The organism is Bradyrhizobium sp. 45, assembly GCF_023073155.1.
Lineage (GTDB): Bacteria > Pseudomonadota > Alphaproteobacteria > Rhizobiales > Xanthobacteraceae > Bradyrhizobium > Bradyrhizobium canariense_D.
The window spans coordinates 1-20,606 of the sequence record NZ_JADPIX010000151.1; the positions used below are offsets into that span (position 1 = coordinate 1).

Annotated in this window: 26 protein-coding genes and 1 tRNA gene; 18 read left to right on the top strand and 9 right to left on the bottom strand. The window is 65.1% G+C overall.

Going from position 1 to position 20,606, the window contains the following annotated elements; translation table 11 throughout:
• Positions 1–622: 622 nt before the first annotated feature.
• Both IVB42_RS36500 and IVB42_RS36505 read right to left on the bottom strand, forming a co-directional pair.
• The gene (locus tag IVB42_RS36500) at positions 623–1,582 is read right to left on the bottom strand and encodes an N-carbamoyl-D-amino-acid hydrolase (protein WP_247393273.1); all 960 of its coding nucleotides are present in this window, start codon (positions 1,580–1,582) and stop codon (positions 623–625) included.
• A 233-nt stretch (positions 1,583–1,815) separates the two neighbouring features.
• Positions 1,816–2,250, bottom strand: coding sequence for a hypothetical protein (locus IVB42_RS36505; RefSeq protein ID WP_247369276.1), 435 nt, complete (start codon positions 2,248–2,250; stop codon positions 1,816–1,818).
• Positions 2,251–2,427: 177 nt separating this feature from the next.
• Between IVB42_RS36505 and IVB42_RS36510 the strand changes: the two genes are divergently transcribed.
• The 3 genes from IVB42_RS36510 to IVB42_RS36520 all read left to right on the top strand — a co-directional run bounded on the left by IVB42_RS36510 (position 2,428) and on the right by IVB42_RS36520 (position 3,614).
• Positions 2,428–2,688, top strand: a complete 261-nt coding sequence (locus IVB42_RS36510) for a hypothetical protein (RefSeq protein WP_247369278.1) — start codon at positions 2,428–2,430, stop codon at positions 2,686–2,688.
• Positions 2,689–2,848: 160 nt separating this feature from the next.
• Positions 2,849–3,073 carry a hypothetical protein gene (locus IVB42_RS36515; RefSeq protein WP_026233665.1) on the top strand — a complete coding sequence of 75 codons (225 nt, stop codon included), beginning with the start codon at positions 2,849–2,851 and terminating at the stop codon, positions 3,071–3,073.
• Between the two features lie 214 nt (positions 3,074–3,287).
• Complete coding sequence (locus IVB42_RS36520) at positions 3,288–3,614, top strand: hypothetical protein (protein WP_247369280.1); 327 nt, start codon at positions 3,288–3,290, stop codon at positions 3,612–3,614.
• Between the two features lie 198 nt (positions 3,615–3,812).
• On the opposite strand, the gene IVB42_RS36525 is transcribed toward IVB42_RS36520, so the two are convergent.
• Positions 3,813–3,889: transfer RNA gene (locus IVB42_RS36525), tRNA-Pro, on the bottom strand.
• Between the two features lie 68 nt (positions 3,890–3,957).
• Here IVB42_RS36525 and IVB42_RS36530 point away from each other — a divergent pair.
• The 6 genes from IVB42_RS36530 (at position 3,958) to IVB42_RS36555 (ending at position 9,864) form a co-directional block, all read left to right on the top strand.
• The gene (locus IVB42_RS36530; RefSeq protein WP_247369281.1) at positions 3,958–4,947 is read left to right on the top strand and encodes an L-threonylcarbamoyladenylate synthase; all 990 of its coding nucleotides are present in this window, start codon (positions 3,958–3,960) and stop codon (positions 4,945–4,947) included.
• Positions 4,948–4,969: 22 nt separating this feature from the next.
• The gene (locus IVB42_RS36535) at positions 4,970–6,397 is read left to right on the top strand and encodes an FAD-binding oxidoreductase (protein WP_085352584.1); all 1,428 of its coding nucleotides are present in this window, start codon (positions 4,970–4,972) and stop codon (positions 6,395–6,397) included.
• A complete protein-coding gene (locus IVB42_RS36540; protein WP_085352585.1) occupies positions 6,394–6,837 on the top strand; it encodes a GNAT family acetyltransferase in 444 nt (147 codons plus the stop codon). Before IVB42_RS36535 ends, IVB42_RS36540 begins: the two co-directional genes overlap by 4 nt.
• A 9-nt stretch (positions 6,838–6,846) precedes the next feature.
• Positions 6,847–7,428 carry an NUDIX domain-containing protein gene (locus IVB42_RS36545; protein WP_085352586.1) on the top strand — a complete coding sequence of 194 codons (582 nt, stop codon included), beginning with the start codon at positions 6,847–6,849 and terminating at the stop codon, positions 7,426–7,428.
• Positions 7,429–7,704: 276 nt separating this feature from the next.
• Positions 7,705–8,634: a glycine reductase gene (locus IVB42_RS36550; RefSeq protein ID WP_085352587.1), complete on the top strand. Its 930-nt coding sequence runs from the start codon at positions 7,705–7,707 to the stop codon at positions 8,632–8,634.
• A gap of 36 nt (positions 8,635–8,670) precedes the next feature.
• Positions 8,671–9,864, top strand: a complete 1,194-nt coding sequence (locus tag IVB42_RS36555; protein WP_085352588.1) for a CoA transferase — start codon at positions 8,671–8,673, stop codon at positions 9,862–9,864.
• 12 nt (positions 9,865–9,876) lie between these two features.
• On the opposite strand, the gene IVB42_RS36560 is transcribed toward IVB42_RS36555, so the two are convergent.
• Positions 9,877–10,632: an SOS response-associated peptidase gene (locus tag IVB42_RS36560; protein WP_085352589.1), complete on the bottom strand. Its 756-nt coding sequence runs from the start codon at positions 10,630–10,632 to the stop codon at positions 9,877–9,879.
• 63 nt (positions 10,633–10,695) lie between these two features.
• Between IVB42_RS36560 and IVB42_RS36565 the strand changes: the two genes are divergently transcribed.
• From IVB42_RS36565 to IVB42_RS36580, 4 genes are all read left to right on the top strand, one after another.
• Positions 10,696–11,196 (top strand): hypothetical protein, encoded by a 501-nt coding sequence (locus IVB42_RS36565; protein ID WP_247472044.1) that lies wholly within the window; start codon positions 10,696–10,698, stop codon positions 11,194–11,196.
• Positions 11,197–11,214: 18 nt separating this feature from the next.
• On the top strand, positions 11,215–11,649 hold the full coding sequence (locus IVB42_RS36570) for an NUDIX hydrolase (protein WP_018458821.1): 435 nt from the start codon (positions 11,215–11,217) through the stop codon (positions 11,647–11,649).
• Between the two features lie 47 nt (positions 11,650–11,696).
• Positions 11,697–12,074 carry a TIGR02301 family protein gene (locus IVB42_RS36575; protein ID WP_007607220.1) on the top strand — a complete coding sequence of 126 codons (378 nt, stop codon included), beginning with the start codon at positions 11,697–11,699 and terminating at the stop codon, positions 12,072–12,074.
• 142 nt (positions 12,075–12,216) lie between these two features.
• The gene (locus IVB42_RS36580; protein WP_007594892.1) at positions 12,217–12,483 is read left to right on the top strand and encodes a hypothetical protein; all 267 of its coding nucleotides are present in this window, start codon (positions 12,217–12,219) and stop codon (positions 12,481–12,483) included.
• 92 nt (positions 12,484–12,575) lie between these two features.
• Here the strand turns inward: IVB42_RS36580 and IVB42_RS36585 are convergent, their stop codons facing one another.
• The 5 genes from IVB42_RS36585 to IVB42_RS36605 form a co-directional block, all read right to left on the bottom strand.
• Positions 12,576–12,893 carry a cupredoxin domain-containing protein gene (locus tag IVB42_RS36585; RefSeq protein ID WP_018458822.1) on the bottom strand — a complete coding sequence of 106 codons (318 nt, stop codon included), beginning with the start codon at positions 12,891–12,893 and terminating at the stop codon, positions 12,576–12,578.
• 10 nt (positions 12,894–12,903) lie between these two features.
• Positions 12,904–13,437, bottom strand: coding sequence for a DUF4142 domain-containing protein (locus tag IVB42_RS36590; protein ID WP_247369283.1), 534 nt, complete (start codon positions 13,435–13,437; stop codon positions 12,904–12,906).
• Positions 13,438–13,527: 90 nt separating this feature from the next.
• Positions 13,528–14,232: an RNA polymerase sigma factor gene (locus tag IVB42_RS36595; RefSeq protein ID WP_247338386.1), complete on the bottom strand. Its 705-nt coding sequence runs from the start codon at positions 14,230–14,232 to the stop codon at positions 13,528–13,530.
• A gap of 104 nt (positions 14,233–14,336) precedes the next feature.
• A complete protein-coding gene (locus IVB42_RS36600; protein ID WP_247369284.1) occupies positions 14,337–15,206 on the bottom strand; it encodes a sulfurtransferase in 870 nt (289 codons plus the stop codon).
• Positions 15,207–16,544 (bottom strand): dihydroorotase, encoded by a 1,338-nt coding sequence (locus IVB42_RS36605; protein ID WP_018458826.1) that lies wholly within the window; start codon positions 16,542–16,544, stop codon positions 15,207–15,209.
• 101 nt (positions 16,545–16,645) lie between these two features.
• Between IVB42_RS36605 and IVB42_RS36610 the strand changes: the two genes are divergently transcribed.
• From IVB42_RS36610 to IVB42_RS36630, 5 genes are all read left to right on the top strand, one after another.
• Positions 16,646–17,527: a folate-binding protein gene (locus IVB42_RS36610; protein WP_247369285.1), complete on the top strand. Its 882-nt coding sequence runs from the start codon at positions 16,646–16,648 to the stop codon at positions 17,525–17,527.
• Positions 17,524–18,150: a DNA-3-methyladenine glycosylase I gene (locus tag IVB42_RS36615; RefSeq protein WP_247369287.1), complete on the top strand. Its 627-nt coding sequence runs from the start codon at positions 17,524–17,526 to the stop codon at positions 18,148–18,150. The genes IVB42_RS36610 and IVB42_RS36615 overlap by 4 nt, the downstream gene beginning before the upstream one ends.
• Positions 18,147–18,761 (top strand): HD family hydrolase, encoded by a 615-nt coding sequence (locus tag IVB42_RS36620; protein ID WP_085352596.1) that lies wholly within the window; start codon positions 18,147–18,149, stop codon positions 18,759–18,761. Before IVB42_RS36615 ends, IVB42_RS36620 begins: the two co-directional genes overlap by 4 nt.
• Before the next feature lie 144 nt (positions 18,762–18,905).
• Positions 18,906–19,412, top strand: coding sequence for a protein-tyrosine phosphatase family protein (locus IVB42_RS36625; RefSeq protein ID WP_007607206.1), 507 nt, complete (start codon positions 18,906–18,908; stop codon positions 19,410–19,412).
• A 205-nt stretch (positions 19,413–19,617) separates the two neighbouring features.
• Positions 19,618–20,586: an NAD regulator gene (locus IVB42_RS36630; RefSeq protein WP_247396523.1), complete on the top strand. Its 969-nt coding sequence runs from the start codon at positions 19,618–19,620 to the stop codon at positions 20,584–20,586.
• Positions 20,587–20,606 lie beyond the last annotated feature (20 nt).

The window sequence follows — 20,606 nt, forward strand, 5'->3', positions numbered from 1 at the left end:
AGGAAAACCGCACAGCAGCATACAGGTGTAGCCAATCACTCGGCCTTCCCTGCGCGATGGTTGGACGGCTTATGCCGTGCTCTCCCGGGAGCCGAGTTCGTTCTGGCCTCCCTCACCCCAACGAAAGTCACCGGCACCCGCGCCGGTTGACGCAGATGCCGCATTCGCCAGGGCTTGACCGTAGCAACGACGGCCAGGACCACACGGTTTTGCCGTACGCACGGCCCGCCATTTCGCCGCAGTTTTCCCAGCCCTGTCGACGGAGCCGGAAACTTACAGACGAGACGAAGCCTAGCAGCGCCGCTCGTCGGAACGCAGCCTTGGGCTCACGGAGAGCAATCCGCCCTGCCCTTGGCCTCTCGCACCCGAACGCTGCCGCGTCCACCGCAAGCCCGGCTCGCGAACATGACGACCACAAGATCGCCCCTCAAGGATGAGCCGGGATGGGCGACACATACGCCAATTCCGAATTTCGGTAAAGCGGAATCTTTTTGCGGCGGCGGATTGACAGAGGGGCGAAACAGGCGCGGTCCCGTAGCCCGGATGAGCGAAGCGACATCCGGGTCTTGCCACAAGCGACAGCGGTCCCGGGTGTCGCTGCGCTCACCCCGGCTACGAGAGCTCACCGCTTCGTTCGCACCGGCGTTCCGTCCGCCATGAGTGTCACTCCCTTCCGTTCGACAATCATCCCGTAGGCGTGCGGCTGACGGTGAACGTCGAAATTGAAAGTGGTGCGCTTGTAGGAGTTGCAGAGATCGAGATCGCAACGGGCGAGCGCGATCTCGTCGCCCTTGGTCGTGCATCGCGCGATGATCTCGCCGGAGGGCGCGATGACGCAGCTACCGCCGATGTGGTCGACGCCCTCCTCGGCACCGGCCTTGGCGACGCCCACCACGAAGGTGCCGTTCTGGTAGGCGCCAGCCTGCATCACCAGATGATTGTGAAACAGCGAGAGATCGTCATGCTCGGGCGCCGGCGGATTGTGCACCGGCGTGTTGTAGCCGATCATCACCATCTCGACGCCCTGCAGGCCCATCACCCGGTAGGTCTCGCTCCAGCGGCGGTCATTGCAGATCGCCATCCCCATCACGCCGCCAAAGGCCTCGGTCACGCCAAAGCCATCGCCTGGATCGAAATAGCGCTTTTCCAGATGTTGGAATTCGCGCCACGGCTCATGCTCGGCATGCCCGGGCAGATGAACCTTGCGATATCTCGCGACGATGGCGCCGCTCTTCTCGACCAGGATCGAGGTATTGTAGCGCCTGACAATTCCGGCCTCGACCGTCAGCTCGGCATAGCCAAGATAAAATCCGATGCCGATCTCGCGCGCGAGATCGAACAGGCCTCTTGTCTCCGGCCCCGGCATCTCGCGCTCAAAGAAGCTGTCGATCTCAGCCTGATCCTCGAAATACCAGCGCGGAAAGAGCGCGGTCAGCGCGAGCTCGGGATAGACGATCAGGTCGCAGCCGTTGGCCTTCGCCTGGCGCATCAAGGCCATCAGGCGCGCTACGACCGCGGTTCTCGTCTCGGTCCGCGCGACAGGGCCAAGCTGGCCGGCTGCAATCGTCACAAATCTCGCCACGAATCTTTCCCTCGTCCGCTTCCCGGGTCAGGTCGCGGCAGAGACTATCGCGCGATGCGCCGCGCGCACAGCCTCGCTGTCCGGCACGGTGCCCAACCGAGAGGCAGCCCGACCGTCACGTGGAAAGTACCGAGAACAGATAATCTCGCAAACCCCCGCTCGTGCTGCTCAGGCGATCGAGCACAGGCAGCTACACGCCTACCGGGGGGAAGATGCATCTCACGGAGCGCGACTTACCAACCCGCCGATGCAGGTTCGTTGAAGAACATCGTCTGATCGCGCGCCGCCATGCGCGAGGGCTGGCGTCGACGGTGCCTCTCCGCACTGCGCTTGTTCGAAACGGTCCGAGCTGCTTGCTTCGGCGTCGCATCAGGCTGCGCCACCATTGCAAAAGCTTGGCGGGGCCTCTCCTGCGTGGGAAGCGCGTCGGCGACGGCAGGTGCGGGAGTCGGCGGAACCGACTCGGCTTTGGACAGCGATATTTGCCGTACGCTGGTGTCGAGGACGATCTTCTCAGGCCAGGTTTGCGCGGAATGAACGCGCACAATCGACCGATCTGGCTCGGCCGGCGCGGCGGCGCTCACGGGGGCGGTCATGTATCGGTCTGCGAGGAAAAGGAGGACGAGCAGAGCGCCGCCGGTGAAGACGAAATAGCGGATGAGCGGCATGGGTCCCTCGATCGCCTCGTTGTCGAGGCCCCTGCAGCAACGGGAAAGAGTGGTAATCGTTCCGGTGCGCCGTCGAGCATTCGCGGGAAACGCTCAGCCGCCCACTGGCATTCCGCTTGCTGCACGGGAGTCAAATCCCTCAGACCCGCAGTGGGTCTGTCTCACCGTGAGGCGATCATGCACCCGACGTCCCGTTTCGAAGCGACCATGCCGACCCAGCTCCACGCCTTGATCTCCGATCTGCGCTGGCGCATGCGAATGATCGACGCCGACATTCTGGAGGAAGAGCGGAAGGCTGGAATCTCCGATCCCCAAAACCTCGCCTATCCCCTGCTCGCGCAGAACCTGCGGGCCCGGCGCGACAATATCCGGGTGAGCATCGCCACCCTCGAAAGCCGGCTTGAAAAGCGATCGACCGAATGGCCGCGCGCTGCCTGATGCGCGCGATGGCGATAGCTCCGGTCGCATCCGGTCAACGGGAAGGAACTCCCGTTGCCGATCTGCAACGGTTCCCGTCCGTCCGAAGCCGGACAAAAGAAACTCCCATTGCGGCCACGAACCCCTCTCACAACGGCGTGAGACGAGCAGGGGAACTACGATGCGTGCGCAACGAGTCTGGGTGGTGAATGGGGCCGCCAGTGTCGAGCAGTTGCAGACCAGATTGGACGATCTGAACAAGCGGCTCGGTCAACTCGAGACGCAGCACCCCGAGAGCTGGAAGGTCGAAGAGCTCAGATCGACTGCGCTCAGCCTGTCGCGCGAGATCGACGACATCCGCTGCGCCGAGGCGACGGCGGCGCTGAGCGAGCTGCTGCGGAAATAGCCGGCGTTCGCCCGTCGCGCAAGGAACCAACGCCGCCTCCCCACCATTGCCATGCCGAGCATGGAGCAAAATCATGACCAGGCACCTGACGCGGGCCGATCTCGCGCGCGGCGTGGCCGGCGCGGTATCCACGCTGGTCCTGTGCGCGACGATGGCATTCACCATCGCGCGCCACTTCGCTTTGTAAGGCATTTGGCACTGTGAGGTATTTTCGATGACGTCCGACCCCGAGGAATCGGTCAGGCTGCAAGGCTACGGCGAGATGACCCTGCGTACGGCCGTCACGACGATGATGTTGCTTGCGCCGCGCGAGCGCGCGGATGCCGCCATCTTCCGCGTCCGCGACGGCGTCCGGCTTGCCTCAAGCGAGATTGCCGAACTCGCCTCCGAATGGGGCATCACGCCAACGCCGGAGATCAGGTCTCCGAAACTTGTCCCGGAGCAGCATTGGATCCACGTCGTTCGCGGCATGGTGCGTGAGGCGCCGCTGCCGGCGCTGATGATTGCGTTTATGGTCGGCGTGCTGGTGGCGCGGCGGTAGTCCTCTGACCTAGCTTGCAACGCCGAGTTATCGAAACAGGCAATGCTGAGCCATGCCACCGCGACAGACCGCCCTGTCCGGCCAAATCGGCCGTGGACCCGCCCTGAAAATCGTTGCAAGAAGACGCTCCCGGGCGCCGGCGGCTGGTCCGCCAAGCTTGGGAACGAGCCTCTAGAAAAACGTCGACTTTTGGAAGAATGGTCGGAGTGGCAGGATTCGAACCTGCGACCCCTGCGTCCCGAACGCAGTGCTCTACCGGGCTGAGCCACACTCCGACAAGAGGCCGGCTTATAGCGTCGGGTTTGGCGCACCGCAAGCGGCCGAGCTGAGGAATCTTATCCCTGTGAAAACGGGTCTTGAAACGCTGATTTTACCGGCCGGCGAGGCCGGCGCGGAAGCTGCCGCCCGGACATTGGCAGCCGGCGGGCTGGTCGCGTTCCCGACCGAGACGGTCTACGGGCTCGGGGCGGACGCCGGAAATGCCAGTGCCATCGCCCATCTTTACGCCGCCAAGGGGCGGCCGGCCTTCAATCCGCTGATCGCGCATGTCGCCGACCTCGCGGCCGCGCGCAGGATCGGACGATTCGACGCCTGCGCCTTGCGCCTTGCGGAGGCGTTCTGGCCGGGGCCGCTGACGCTGGTGGTGCCGAAGACGGAAAACTGCCCGGTGGCCGAGCTTGCCACCGCGGGCCTCGACACGGTCGCGATCCGCATTCCGGCCCATCCGGTGGCGCAGGCGATCCTGCGCGCCTTTGGCGGGGCGGTGGTGGCGCCGTCCGCCAACATCTCCGGCCACGTCTCGCCGACGCTGGCGGCCCATGTCGAGAGCGACCTTGCGGGGCGGATCGACCTGATCGTCGACGGCGGGCCTGTTACGGTCGGCGTCGAATCGACGATCGTCGGCTGTTTTGCGGCGCCGATGCTGCTGCGGCCCGGCGGGCTGTCTCGCGAGCGGATCGAGGCCGTGCTTGGTGCAGCGCTGGCGCGACTGCCCGCGGAGACCGACAGCGAAGACAGCCAGCCGCTGGCGCCGGGCATGCTGGCCTCGCATTACGCGCCACACGCCCATGTGCGGCTCAATGCGCTGGACGTCGCGCCGGGCGAAGCGCTGCTGGCGTTCGGCCCGGCGCGCCTGCCTGGTCTGGAGGCCGCCGTCGCCGTCATGAATTTGTCGCCCACCGGCGATCTCGATGAAGCCGCCGCCAATCTGTTCGGCTATCTTCGCGCCCTCGATGCTGGGGGGCCGCGGGCGATCGCCGTGATGGCGATCCCCGAAGAGGATCTGGGCGAAGCGATCAACGACCGGCTGCGCCGGGCGGCTGTGGCGCGATAAGAGCGAAGCAAGAGACAAGACAATGAACATTAATCATCCCGCCACCCCTCCGCTTGCGCCCGAGCTGATCGAACAATTCCGCAAGATCGTCGGCGAGAGGCACGCCATCACCGATGTAGCCGACATCGAGGCCTACGTCACCGAAGAGCGCAATCTATTCCACGGCCGCTCGCCGCTGGTGCTGCGCCCGGGCTCGACCGCGCAAGTCGCCGCAATCTGCAAGCTCGCCTCCGAGCACAAGATCGCGCTGGTGCCACAGGGCGGCAACACCGGGCTCGTCGGCGGCCAGACCCCGCACAATGGCGAGGTGGTGGTGTCGCTGCGCCGGCTCGACAAGATCCGCGAGATCGACACCGCCTCCAACACTATGACCTGCGAGGCCGGCGTCGTGCTGCAGATCGCGCAGCAGAAGGCCGCGGACGTGGACCGGCTGTTTCCGCTGTCGCTGGGGGCGGAGGGCAGCTGCACCATCGGCGGCAATCTCTCGACCAATGCCGGCGGCACGGCCGCGCTGGCCTATGGCGTCGCGCGCGAGATGGCGCTGGGGCTCGAGGTGGTGCTGGCGGACGGTCGCGTGCTCAACGTGCTGTCGAAGCTGAAGAAGGACAACACCGGCTACAATCTGCACAACCTGTTCATCGGCGCCGAAGGCACGCTCGGCATCATCACGGCGGCGACGCTGAAGCTGTTTCCGAAGCCGCGGTCGATCGAGACCGCCTTCGTCGGGCTGAAGTCGCCGGACGCCGCGCTGAAGCTGCTGGCGATCGCGCAAAGCGAGGCCGCCAATGCGCTGACGAGCTTCGAGCTGCTCTCGGAGATGGCGGTCGATTTCTCGATCCGCCACGGCATCGACGTGCGCGATCCGCTCGCGCAAAAGCATGCCTGGTACGTGCTGATGGAATTGTCGTCGCCCGGCGATGACGCCCGGACGCCGCTGGAAACGATCCTTGGCCGCGCCATGGAGGACGAGATCGTCGACGACGCGGTGATCGCGGCCAATCTGACCCAGCGCGCCGGCTTCTGGAAGCTGCGCGACGAAATGTCGTCAGCACAAAAGCCGGAGGGCGGCTCGATCAAGCACGACATCTCCGTGCCGGTGGCCACCGTGCCGGCCTTCATCGCCGAGGCCAATGAAGCCGTGGTGAAGCTGATTCCCGGCGCGCGGCCGGTGCCGTTCGGCCATCTCGGCGACGGCAATCTGCACTACAATGTCAGCCAGCCCATCGGCGCCAACACCGCGGACTATCTGGCGCGCTGGCACGAGATGAACGCGGTCGTGTTCGCCATCGTGCTGCGTATGGGCGGCTCGATCTCGGCGGAGCACGGCATCGGCGTGCTCAAGCGCGACGAGTTGCCCGACGTGAAGGACAAGACCGCAATTGAGTTGATGCGACAGCTCAAGGCGATGCTCGATCCGCTTGGAATCATGAACCCGGGAAAAGTGCTGTGAGTGGGCTCAAGATCGACGCGATCACCGAGGCCGATGTCGAGCCCGTGGTCGCGCTGTGGCAGCGCTGCGGGCTGACGCGGCCGTGGAACGATCCGCATGCCGACATCGCGCTGGCGCGACGGCGCGACAATTCCACCATCCTGCTCGGCCGCGACAACGGCGCCATCGTCGCCACCGTCATGGTGGGCCATGACGGCCATCGCGGCTGGGTCTATTACGTTGCGGTCGATCCGGATAGCCAGAAGCGTGGCTACGGCCGAGTGATCATGGCCGCGGCCGAAGACTGGCTGCGCGCGGCTGGAATTTTGAAGCTCCAGCTGCTGGTCCGGCGCGGCAATGAGCAGGCCAATGCGTTCTACCAGTCGCTGGGTTTCGAGGAATCGACCTCGGTGATGTTCCAGAAGTGGATCGACGGCCGCACCACAACGCCAAGCAACTGAGATCGAAGCATGACCATATCCGACCGCGTTCGCATCAAGGACGTCCGCGTGCTCTCGGACGGCTGGACCCCCCTCAAGACCACCACGTTCGAGTACCGGCGCGCCAATGGCGAATGGCAGACGCAGCACCGCGAGACCTATGAGCGCGACAATGCCGCCGCCGTGCTGCCCTACAACCGAGCGCGGCGCACGGTGATCCTGGTGAAGCAATTCCGCTTGCCGGCCTTCATCCGCGGTTACGACGATCTCCTGATCGAAGCCGCCGCCGGGGTGCTCGACGACGCCTCGCCCGAGGTGCGCATCCGCGCCGAGGCCGAGGAGGAAACCGGCTATCGCCTGCACCACGTCCACAAGGTGTTCGAAGCGTTTATGAGCCCCGGCGCCATCACCGAGAAGCTGCATTTCTTCGTCGCCGAGTACGAGCCGGAGATGCGGGTCAGCGACGGCGGCGGCCTCGAACACGAAGGCGAGGACATCGAGGTGCTGGAGCTCGGCATTGACGAGGCGCTGGCGATGATCGCGGACGGGCGTATCATCGACGCCAAGGCGATCATGCTGCTGCAGCATGTGGCGCTGCATGTGTTTCGGTAGGTTGTCTTCCTTCCTTCTCCCCTTGCAGGAGAAGGTGGCGCGAAGCGGCGGATGAGGGGTTTCTGTCCGCGCGCGCATCTCATGCAGTTGAGCACGCGAGAGACCCCTCACCCGTCTCGCCGCTTCGCGGCGAGCCACCCTCGCCCGCAAGGGGAGAGGGGAAAAAGCGGACCTGGCTCTATCAGTGCAATTCTGACCTGCATTGCCCCGCCCCCCGTTGAGCTCACCCCCGACTATCTCTAGTCTGTCGCCAACAAGAACCAGGAGACGCGCCCCATGTCCGCTTCGCGCGACGACGAATTCGGCTTTGCGCCCGACTATGACGCCCCCGTTCCCTATATGCAGCGCACGCGGGACTATTACGCCGCGATTGGCTACACCACGGCGTATCGCTGGGCTCACTACACCGAGGCGCCGTTCCAGCCGCTAAAGAAGCCGTTGTCGCAATCAAGCGTCACCATCATCACGACCGCCGCGCCATACGACCCCACCAAGGGCGACCAGGGACCGAGCGCGGCGTATAATGGCGGCGCGAAATTCTACCAGGTCTATGAGGGCGACACGGCGAAGCCCCACGACCTTCGCATCTCGCATATCGGCTACGACCGCAAGCACACCACGGCCACCGACAACGGCACCTGGTTTCCGCTGCCGCAACTCTTGAAGGCGAGCGCGGCGGAGCGCATCGGCGAGGTGGCGCCGCGCTTCTTCGGCGCGCCGACCAACCGCAGTCATCGCGTCACCCTCGACACCGACGCGCCGGAAATTCTGGCGCGCTGCCTTGCCGACAAGGTCGATGTCGCCGTGCTGGTGCCGAACTGTCCGGTCTGCCACCAGACCACAGCGCTGGTGGCCCGGCATCTCGAGGCGAACGGCATTCCGACCGTGATCATGGGCTGCGCCAAGGACATCATCGAGCACGCCGCCGTGCCGCGCTTCCTGTTCTCGGATTTCCCGCTCGGCAATTCCGCCGGCAAGCCGCACGACATCGCCTCGCAGGCGCAGACGCTCGAGCTGGCGCTCAGACTGCTGGAGACCGCGAGCGGCCCGCAGACCACGATGCAGTCGCCGCTGCGCTGGAGCGAGGACGCTTCCTGGAAGCTCGACTACAACAACGTCGCGCAGCTCTCAGCCGAAGAGCTGGCGCGCCGCCGTGCCGAATTTGACAAGCAGAAGGAGATCGCGCGCGGCAATCGCGCGGCCTGACGTCCTCCGACAACCAAAACAAACAGGGAGAGCGACGTGACGCGACCGTTCGAGGGCGTGAAGATCCTGGACTTCACGCAAGTGCTGGCCGGCCCCTATGCGAGCTACCAGCTCGCGCTGCTGGGCGCCGACGTCATCAAGGTCGAGCGGCGCGAGGGCGAGGACATGCGCCGCACGCCGCTGTCACGCGAATGGGCGGAGCGCGGGCTCGCGCCCGCGTTCCAGGCCATCAACGGCAACAAGCGCAGCCTGACGCTCGACCTGCAAAAGCCCGATGCGATCGCGATCGTGAAGAAGCTCGCCGCGCAAGTCGACGTCGTCATGGAGAATTTCCGCCCCGGCGTGATGGACAAGCTCGGCATCGGCTACGAGGCGCTGTCCGCGATCAATCCGAAGCTGATCTACTGCGCGGTGTCCGGCTTCGGCCAGACCGGTCCGGACCGGCTGCGCCCCGGCTATGACGGCAAGATGCAGGCGCTGTCCGGCATCATGGCGATCACGGGTCATCCCGAGACTGGGCCGACCCGCGCCGGCTTTGCGGTGTGCGACGTGCTGTCGGGCGCCACCGCTGCGTTCGGCGTGTCGAGCGCGCTTTACCAGCGCGACCGCACCGGCAAGGGCCAGCTCATCGACGTCTCCATGCTGGAGGCGACGATGGCGTTCCTGTCGGGGCAGATCGCGGACTGGTCGGTCGCGGGCCATCGCCAGCAGCTGTCGGGGAATCAGGCCGTCAGCCGCAGGACCACGGCGAATTTGTTTAGATGCGGCGACGGTCACATCCTGCTCGCCGTCAACAACGAGAAGCAATATCGCGCACTGATGTCTGCGCTCGGCCGCGAGGACACGCTCAGCGATCCGCGCTTTGCCGACTGGTTTGCGCGCAACGAGAACGAGCCGGCGCTGCGCGCCATCATCGAAGAGGCGCTCGCGGCAAGGCCTGCGCGCGAATGGGAGACCATTCTGGAAGACGCCGGCGCGCCCTGCGCCAGCATCTGGAAGGTCGAGGAAGTCATCGACCATCCGCAGATCAAGGCGCGCGGCGCGATCCAGGAACTCGATACGCCCTACGGCCGGCTTCGTTTCGCCGGCAGCGGATTCAAGCTCGCGCATGGCGGCGGCAGGCTCGACCGGATGGCGCCGGAGCTCGGCGCGGATACGGATGCGGTGCTGGGCGAGCTGGGATTTGACGCAGCGGAGATCGCAGCACTACGGGCGCGGGAGATCGTGTAAGGGCGAAGCCGCTTAAAACAACGACCCCTGCCCGTCATCAGCCGGCCCGGCCGCCGCTTTCCGCACCACCTTCTTCTTCGGCGCCTCCGCCTCCATGTCCTCCGCGCTGATCGGCAGGAGCAACTGGTCGTCGTCATTGGCGACGCGGTTGACGCGGGTGGAGACCGGGTGCCAGGCGAATTCGCCGATGCGCGGGGCGGTCATCAGCGGCAACACCGCATCGAGGTCATCGCTGCGGCTGTCGAGCCAGCGCTCGAAATCGCGCGGGCTGATGGTGACGGGCACGCGATCATGGAGCGTGGCGAGATCCTCGCTCGCCGCCGCCGTGACGATCGCGACCGTGTCGAGCTCCTCGCCGTTCGGCCCGACCCAGGTCTCGAACACCGCTGCAAAGCCGAGCGGCGCGCCGCCGGCGCGATGGATGAAGAACGGCTGCTTGCGCCCACCCTCCGCCTTCCATTCGTAATAGCCGTCGGCCGGAATCAGGCCGCGGCGCCGGCGAATCGCGTTCTTGAAAGCGGGCTTCTCCAGCACGGTCTCGGAACGGGCATTGATCAGGAGCGAAAATCCCTTGGGATCCTTGACCCAACCCGGCAGCAAACCCCAGCGCATCAGGCGAAAATGGCGCGCGCCGTTCTCGGCCAGCACGACCGGAATCGGTTGTGTCGGGGCCACATTGAACCGGGGCGGGAAGTTCGGCTGCTCAATGTAGCCGAACAGTTGCCGCAAAGCCGCGGGGGCCGAAGTTATGACGAAGCGTCCACACATCCTTGAGGGCCTATATAGGGTCCGTTCAGGTCCTTTTAACCCCGAACGTTAACACTGCGGCAGATGAGCTCAACGGTCTCCCAGCCGGCGCGAATGCATGGACAGACGGGGCCCGAGGCTGCAGCCTGGGCCGAGCGGCTGCGCGTGGCCAACATCAACCCGCGGACCGGGCTTGCCACCGACTATCTCAACCATTTCAATGAAGCCGTGATGCTGCTGGAAATGGTCCCCGACATGCCGGAATGCGCGGAAGATTTTCTGACCTGGTCGCCGCTGTCCTATGCCGAGCATTTCACCGCCTCGAACTTCAAGGCCCGGGATCTGGCGATCGAGGCCTATGAAAAGGCCGACGCGAACGTGCGCGCCCAGTTCGACCACCTCACCGACACCATGACCTCGATCCTGACGGCGGTCGGCTCGGCCATGCGCGAGGTCGAGAAGGACACGACCCGCGTTCGCCTCGCCGAGCAGGCCGCCCACTGGGTCAAGCCGCTGATCGCGGCCTGCGGCGGCATCATCAATGGCGGCGCGGAAGCCGACGTCGACAACATCATGGCGAACTGAGCCCGAGCAGGTGAAGTCATGGCTGCGATCGTTCAGCCCACCCGTCCCCAGATCGCGGTCAGTGCCGCGATTTTTCGTGACGGCAAGGTGCTTCTGACCCGTCGCGCACGCTCGCCGGCAAAGGGGTTCTATTCGCTGCCGGGCGGCCGGGTCGAGTTCGGCGAATCGCTGCACCAGGCGCTGGCGCGCGAGATCGACGAGGAGACCGGGCTAGATATCGAAATCATTGGCCTCGCGGGCTGGCGCGAAGTGCTGCCGGCCGCGGCCGGCGCCGGCCACTACCTGATCATGTCCTTTGCCGCCCGCTGGGTGGCCCGGGAGCCGGTTCTCAACGACGAGCTCGACGACTGCCGCTGGATCGCCCCAAAGGCCCTGGCGAGCCTTGGCGACCTCAAGCTGACCGGCGGGCTGGAAGAGGTCATCCAGTCCGCTCACCGGCTGATGGGCGCCTGACGGCCCCGCCTTGCGTCTATCGCCCCGAGGAGGCATACACCCGGCCGATGTCGACGCGATTTCTGGCCATTTTTGCCCTGATTCTCGCCTGCGCCTCGGTGCCCACGAGGGCTCAGGACGGGGCAGCGCCGTTTGACGGCGATTTGCAGCGACTGGCGGAGATCCTCGGCGGGCTGCACTATCTGCGCGGCATCTGCGGGTCCAACGAGGGCAACAAATGGCGCAGCGAGATGCAGGCGCTGATCGATGCCGAAACCCCCGCCGGCGAACGCCGCACCCGCATGATCGCCGGCTTCAACCGCGGCTATAACGGTTTTCAGCAGACCTACCGGAGCTGCACGCCGGCCGCGACGGTGGCGATCCGCCGCTATATCGAGGAAGGCGCCAAGATCTCGCGCGATCTCACGGCGCGTTACGCGAACTGAGACAGCGGCGGGAACCCTGTCATCGACTTTGTACACAGCCGTTAACCGTTCCTAAAGATGTGGCCTAGCGGGCGTTAACGTGCGTGCTACACCTCTCGCACAGCGCATCGCCGTGGATTGCGCCCCAGCCCCGACGAGTTTCATGAGCCATCCAGTGTCCTACGCTCCCGCACGCGCGCCGCTGCCCGATCACGAGCAGAAGCAGGCCGCACTGAGTTATCTCAACGAGGCCTGGGCCGAAGCGCGCCATGATGGCGTCGACGGCGACTGCCTGGCGCAGGCGAGCCTGTTTGCGGCCCTTGCCGAGCTCGTCGGCACCTATGGCGAGGACGCGGTGGCGAAGTTCGTCGAAGGCTTTCCCGGCCGCATCCGCAACGGCGAATTCTCGGTCGACATTTCCAGACAGTAAGTCTTTCTCCAGGCAGTAAGCCTTGCCGAAAATGACCCCGCCACGTAGGCGGGGCCAGCTTCCGCTACGGTCGGGAATACGCTCCGAGCCCGTTACGGCTCGATCTTGAGCGTCGCTTTCATGTTGGGATGAAAGCGACAGTAATAATCGATCGTGCCCGCCTTCTTCAGAACCAACGTCCCTGATTTTTTCGCCGGCAGGTTGACGTCGAAATCGCCGTTCCTGGCTGTCGCGGTGTGGACGAAGACGTCCTTGTTGATCCATTCAATGGTGTCGCCGACCTTGGCCGAAGCGTCTTTCGGCGACACTTCGAGATTCTCCATCGTGATCTCGATGGTCGCAGCGTGCGCCGGGACGGCCACCGCCACGAGCAGGACCGCTGTCGCGATCGCGGACAATCGTCCCAGCATCATCGCCTCCCTATTTCAGCTCCGCCGCGACGTGCTCGGCGTGCTGCTGATGGCCCTGGAAGATTTTCAGGCCGGTCTGCAGCAGGCTCTTCAGTTCGGCATTGCTGGCGGACGGAATGAGCTGGGTTTCCAGCGCGCCGTTGACCGTCTCGTGGTAGGCGACCTCGTTCGCGACATAGGCCTTGTCGAAGGCCGCACCGCTCAGCTTGTCCAGTTCGGCGAGCTTCTCGCTCGCCTGCTTTGACAGCGCTTTGCTGGTGTCGTTGTCTTCAGGCGTGACGTTCAGCTTCTTGACCAGCGCGAGCGCCTGCTTGTTGACGGCCTCGTGGTCGCGCAGCATGTCCTCGGCAAACGCCTTCACGTCCTTGTTCTTGGCTTTCTTCTGCGCCTGCTTGGCTGCGTTGATGTCGATCACGCCCGCGGTGTAGGCGATGTGGGCGATCTGCGGATCGGTCAGCTTGTCGGCTGCTCTGGCGCCTTGCAGCAGCGCGGGGCTCGACAACAAAATTGCAGCGGTGATCGCCGTGGTCCAACGAACGAACATGGTTTGACACTCCTGTGGTGCCGGACGTTTTGCCGGCGCGTTGCTTCACAGGCGTTGGATGGAATTCTCGCGCAAACGTTCCCGAAAAATTCAGCCGCCGATGCCAAGCCGCTTCAGCACTGACACGGTCAGCCGCTCGCAGCGCCACCCGGCGAACGGGAACGCATCCATCACCACCGGACCGATCTCCTTTTCGACGTTCTCGCGCAGCATGGTCCGCGCACGGTGCAGCCGCGTCTTCACGGTCTCGGGCTTGACGCCGAGCAGCTCGGCGGTCTCCTCGATGTTCATCCCTTCCATGACGCGGGCGACGAAGACCATGCGGAAGACATCCGGTAATTCATCGATGGCGCGCTCGACGACGCGCTGGATTTCACGTTGGGCCATGGTCCTTTCCGGATCGCCTGGGGGAGAAGCGGGAAATTTGATGATCTGCGCCTCGAGCGTCGCTTCGGGCACCGAGCCGAGCTCGACCTGCGGCCTGGCGCTTCGCGCCCGGCCAAGTGCCTCGTTGATGGCGATGCGCGACAGCCACGTCGACAGTCCGGATTCGCCGCGGAATCCGTCGAGATGGGTGAAAGCGCGGACATAGGTTTCCTGAACGACATCCTCGGCTTCGCTGTCGCTGCGCAGAATTCCGCGCGCCAGACGATAGAGCCTGCGGTTGTTGGCCTGCATGATCTCGCGCAGCGCGGCCTCGTCACGGCCCCGCGCCCGCTCGACCAGTTCGGCTTCCAATGTCCTGATTTCTGAAGTCTTGGCGCCGGCGGACAGGCCGGCTGCGATCCGTGGCATGGCGGTCACCTGCTCGTTTGGCTTCGTTCCGGACATTGGATGCCGCCCCAAGGGAAAGGTTCCCAACTTTCTGTCCCTCCCCTGGGGAGGGGCCAAGGAATGTCCTAATCCGTCTCGATCGGCAGCGCCGGATCCTTCGCCCACTCCCCCATCGAGGCATCGTACAGCGTCAGCTTGTCGTAGCCGAGTTGCGTCAGCAGCAGCAGGTCGATCGTCGCCGAGATGCCGCCGCCGCAATACAGGATCACATTCTTGTCGCGGGTGACGCCTGCAGCGTCGAATTTGGCCTCGGCATCGGCGAGCGTCGTCAGCGTCTTGTCCGCATTGACGAGCGCTGCCGCTGATACGTTGACGCTGCCGGGAACGCGGCCGGGCCGCCCGTAGCGGCTCGGCTCGAGGCCGCGATGAAACTGGGGACCGAGCGCGTTGACGATAACGGTCGCGGGATCTCCGAGCCGTGCCTTGACCGCATTCTTGTCGACGAAGAAGCCTGCGCGCGGTGTGGCCTTAAAGGTCGTGGCCGGATTGCCCTTCGGGGCGCCTGTTAAGACCGGCCGTCCCTCGTCCTTCCATTTGTCGAGGCCACCGTCGAGCACCCGCGCCTCAACGCCGAGCGAGCGCAGCATCCACCAGAACCGCGTCGACCACATCATGGTGCCGATGCTGTAGAGCACGACGGATTTGGATGCATCGAGGCCGTGGCGGCCGAAGGCGGCCTCCAGCTGGGCCACATCAGGCATCATGAAGAATTGCTGCGCAGAGGCGTCGGAGAACTCGCCTTGCAGGTCGAGAAAATCGGCCCCCGGAATATGGCCGGCCTCGAACGTCTTATCGCCCGGCACGGCGCGATAGGGCACATCGCTGCCTGGCGGCACCGGCTCGTTGTAGGTCGTGCAGTCGTAGAGGCGCAGGTTGGGATCGCCGAGCTGGGCTGCAAGTTGCTCGGTGGTGATGAGGGGTGTCGGTTCGGTCATTCACTCCTCCCTCAGCGTCTCCAGAAACCGCACCGGCTCACCTTGCGCGGCCGTCACGAGCTCGCCCTGCCACATCACGCGGCGGCCGCGGATGAAGGTGCCTACGGGCCAGCCGGTGACGCGCAACCCGTCATAGGGGGTCCAGCCGGCCTTGGACGCGACCCATTTGTTGGTGATGGTCTCGCTGCGCTTGAGATCGACGACGGTGAAGTCGGCGTCATAGCCGGCGGCGATCCGCCCCTTGCAGGCCATGTTGTAGAGGCGCGCGGGGCCGGCGCTGGTGAGATCGACGAAACGCGCCAGCGACAGCCGACCCGCATTGACGTGGTCGAGCATGAGCGGCACCAGCGTCTGCACGCCGGTCATGCCGGAGGGCGAGGCCGGATAGGTCTTCTGTTTCTCTTCCAGCGTATGCGGGGCGTGGTCCGAGCCGAGCACGTCGATGATGCCCTGCTCGATGCCGCGCCAGATCCCGGCGCGGTGATCGGCGCCGCGCACCGGCGGGTTCATCTGGGCCAGCGTGCCGAGCCGCTCGTAGCATTCGGGCGCAACCAGCGTGAGATGATGCGGCGTCGCCTCGCAGGAGGCGACGTCCTTGTGGTCGCGCAAAAATTCGATCTCTTCCTTGGTCGAGATATGCAGCACGTGGATGCGCTTGCCGGTCTCGTGTGCGAGCTTCACCAGCCGCTGCGTCGCCATCAGCGCGGCGGTCTCGTCGCGCCACACCGGGTGCGAGCGCGTGTCGCCCTCGATACGCAGCGATTTGCGGTCGTTGAGGCGGTATTCGTCCTCGGCGTGGAACGCCGCGCGGCGCCGGATCACCTGGAAGATGCGGCGCAGGCTTTCGTCATCCTCCACCAAGAGCGCGCCGGTCGAGGAGCCGATGAACACCTTCACGCCGGCGCAGCCGGGCGCACGCTCCAGCACCGGCAGGTCCTGCACATTCTCGCGGGTGCCGCCGATGAAGAAGGCGAAGTCGCAATGCATGCGGTGATGGGCGCGCTTCACCTTGTCGGTGAAGGTGGCCTCCGTCACGGTCAACGGCGCGGTGTTTGGCATCTCGAACACGGCGGTGACGCCGCCCATTACGGCGCTGCGCGAGCCGGTCTCGAGGTCTTCCTTCTGCTCCAGCCCGGGCTCGCGGAAATGCACCTGCGTATCCATCACGCCGGGCAGGATGTGCAGGCCCTTGCAGTCGATCACTTCCGCGGCGGAAGCCTGCGACAGCGCGCCGATCTCGGCAATGCGACCGTTGACGACGCCGACATCGCGGGTCCCCTCGCCGTCCTGGTTGACGACAGTGCCGCCCTTGAGGATCACGTCGAAACGCTGGGTCATGGCTGAAGGCCTCTCTCGTCCCCAAGCGCAGGGCTTGAGGTCTTGTCGTTTTTGCCTTGCGGGCTTACGTTCCGGAGCAACATGTCGCAAGAGATTTTCGTATGAAATCAGCGTTTCTTCCGGACCGGGGCGTGATCAAGGTCGCGGGCGAGGATGCGCGCAACTTCCTCAATGGCCTCGTCACGACTGATGTCGACAAGCTGAAGCCGGGCCTGGGCCGATTCGGCGCGTTGCTGACGCCGCAGGGCAAGATCATCGTGGACTTCCTGATCACGGAAGCGCCTGCCGGCCATGGCGGCGGGTTCCTGATCGATTGCCCGAAGCCGCTTGCCGACGGCCTCGCCACCAAGCTGAAATTCTACAAGCTGCGCGCCAAGGTCACGGTGGAAAACCTGTCCGACGATCTCGGCGTGCTCGCGGCCTGGGACGGCAAGCCCGCGGCCCAGCCCGACCTCGCCTTCGCCGATCCGCGCAATGGGGACCTCGGCTACCGCATCCTCATCCCCGAAGATCTCAAACAGAAGCTGTCCGATCTGATCGGCGCCGAGCTCGTCGACGCCGCCGCATACGAGGCCCACCGCATCGCGCTCGGCGTGCCGCGCGGCGGGCTCGATTTCACGTACAGCGATGCGTTCCCGCACGAGACCAACATGGACCGCCTTTCCGGCGTCGATTTCGACAAGGGCTGCTATGTCGGCCAGGAGGTCGTCTCGCGCATGCAGCATCGCGGCACAGCGCGCACCCGCAGCGTGAAGGTGCTGCTCGAGGATTTCTCGCCTGAGCCCGGCGTCAGCGTCATGGCCGGCGACAAGCCGGTCGGCACGATGGGCTCGTCGGCGAAAGGAAAGGGTATCGCGCTGGTGCGCATCGACCGCGTCGCCGATGCGCTCGATGCGGGACAGGCGCTGACTGCCGGTGGGCTCGCTGTGAGGCTTGCGGAACCAGACGTCGTGCGCATTCCAACGAAGCAACCCATCGCATGAGCCGTGCCCCTCGCCTGCATCCCGACGGAAAGACGCGTTGCCCCTGGCCCGGCGAAGATCCGCTTTACGTCGCCTATCACGATACTGAATGGGGCGTGCCGGAATATGACGACCGCGCGCTCTATGAGAAGCTGATCCTCGACGGTTTCCAGGCCGGCTTGTCCTGGATCACGATCCTGCGCAAGCGCGACAATTTTCGCAAAGCCTTCGACGATTTCCAGCCGGAAAAGATCGCACGCTACAACGAGAAGAAGGTTCACGCGCTGATGAACGATGCCGGCATCGTGCGCAACAAGGCCAAGATCGACGGCGCGATATCAAGCGCGAAATCCTATCTCGCCATCATGGAGAAGGGCCTCGGCTTCTCGAAATTCCTGTGGGACTTCATGGACGGAAGGCCCAAGGTCAATCATTTCAAGACCACCGCGAGCGTGCCTGCCTCGACGCCGCTCTCCATGCAGATCTCCAAGGAGCTGGCCTCGCGCGGCTTCAAATTCGTCGGCCCGACCATCGTCTATGCCTTCATGGAGGCGACCGGCATGGTCAACGATCATCTCGTCGACTGCCATTGTCACGCGAGCTGCGGCAAGTCGCAGCGCAAGCCGCGCCTCAAGGCCAAATGAGCGCGAAGAAGACGGACCGCGGCGCCGACACCCGCGCCTGGCAACGCATGCTGTCGGGCCGGCGGCTCGATTTGCTCGATCCCTCCCCGCTCGATATCGAGATCGCCGACGTCGCGCATGGGCTGGCGCGTGTTGCCCGCTGGAACGGCCAGACCATCGGCGCACACATCTTCTCTGTCGCGCAGCATACGCTGCTGGTCGAAACCGTGATGCGGCACGAGAATCCCCGCGTGGATCAGCGCATGCGGCTTGCCGCGCTGCTGCATGACGCGCCCGAATATGTGATCGGCGACATGATCTCGCCGTTCAAGGCCGTGCTCGACGGTCATTACAAGGCGGTCGAGAAACGTCTGCTCGGCGCGATTCACATCCGCTTTGGCCTGCCGCCGGTACTGCCGGACGAGATCACGCTGGCGATCAAGGCCGCCGATCGCGGCGCGGCCTATCTGGAGGCAACGACGCTTGCCGGCTTCAGCGAGAGCGAGGCCAAGCGCCTGTTCGGCAAGGATCCCGGCCTGTCCGACAGCGTCCGGCGCGACTATCTCACCCCCTGGACGGCTGCCCGGGCCGAGAAGCAGTTTCTGGAGCGGTTTGGCGCCGTGTTTGCGTGATCGTTGCCGTGGGTTAGAGTCCTGCAGGGCGGGCAAAGGGGCCCTTGCCGCCCACTGTTTTGCGCAATGAGACGAAAGTGGTGGGTACGCTTCGCTTTGCCCACCCCGCCAACGCTCGCTATAATCTGCGGAAAAAGGTCCGCCATGATCCACGTCTGCTCCCTCGCCGCCCTTCCCGAAACCGTCCGCCTCACCAAGGCCAGCCACGTGCTGACCGTGATGGCCAATGTCGAACAGGTGGCGCGGCCGGTGTCGGTGCTGCCGGCCAACCATCTCAAGGTGTCGATGGACGACATCACCGAGGAGATGGACGGCTTCGTCGCGCCGTCGGAAACGCATATCGAGCAGGTGCTGAACTTCGTGCGCGGCTGGGACCGCGACGCGCCGCTGGTGGTGCATTGCTATGCCGGCATCAGCCGCTCCACCGCGAGCGCCTTTGCCGCCGTGTGCGCACTCAATCCGAATCGCGACGAGACCGAGATCGCGAAGAAGATCCGGGCGGCGTCCCCGATCGCCTCACCGAACCGCCGCATCGTCGGCCTTGCCGACCGTGCGCTGGGGCGCAACGGCCGCATGCTGCGCGCACTCGACGAGATGGGCCCGGGCGCGATGATGGTCGAGGGCCGCCCCTTCGTGATCGAGCTCGAATGACAGTTGCGCACCACAGCACAGGTGTGCCCCCTCTCCCGCTTGCGAGCAGAGCAATCGCATGCGAGCCTTTACGCAGACGCCTCCACATCGTCATGGCCGGGCTTGTCCCGGCCATCCACGACCTTTGCTGCGGCACGAAGAACGTGGATGCCCGGGACAAGCCCGGGCATGACCAGTTCACGGCCGCACCGGCGATCGCCATCGCATGAGCGAAAAGCTGCTGACGCCGATCGAGATCGGCCTGACCGCCGCGATCGTCGCGATCGAGGATCACGAACCGCTGATCCTCACCGCGCGCGACAGTGACGGCCTGGCCGGCCTGCCGTTCGGCCCGTTCGATGCGCCGAGCCATCGCACTTTCGAGATCGGGCTGCGGGCGTGGGTCGAGGAACAGACGGGCCTGCGGCTCGGCTATGTCGAGCAGCTCTACACGTTCGGCGATCGCGGCCGGCATGCCGAGGCTGGCGACACCGGCGCGCACATGGTGTCGATCGGCTATCTCGCACTGACGCGCGCCTTCGGCGGCGAACTGGCAGCCACGAGTGCGAGCTTCGCGCCGTGGTATAGCTTCCTGCCTTGGGAGGACTGGCGCGAGGGGCCGCCCGCGATCATCGCGGACGACATCATCCCGGCATTGACCGGCTGGGCCGAAGAGGAGACGCCGGAGACGACGCGCGCATTGCCGCGCAAGGATCGGGTGCGGTTCTATTTCGGTCTCGACGGCGCGTCCTGGGACGAGGAGCGCGTGCTCGACCGCTACGAGCTCCTGTACGAGGCAGGGCTGGTCGAGGAAGCGCGGCGCGACGGTCGCCCTGCGGCATTAGCGCGCAAGGCGCTGTCCGCGCTCGGCACATCCATGCGCTTCGACCACCGCCGGATTCTTGCGACAGCGGTCGCGCGACTGCGTGCAAAACTGAAGTATCGTCCTGTGGTCTTTGAACTTTTGCCCGCCGAATTCACACTTACCGAATTGCAGTATACGGTGGAGGCGATCTCCGGCCGACACCTGCACAAACAAAATTTCCGCCGCCTGGTCGAAATGGAAGCCCTGGTCGAACCGACCGGGGTGATGTCGACACAGACGGGCGGACGTCCGGCGGCGCTCTACCGCTTCCGTCGCGACGTGCTTCAGGAGCGACCCGCGCCGGGCTTGCGCGTACGCTCCCGGCGCTAACCCGAGATATGCGTGATCGG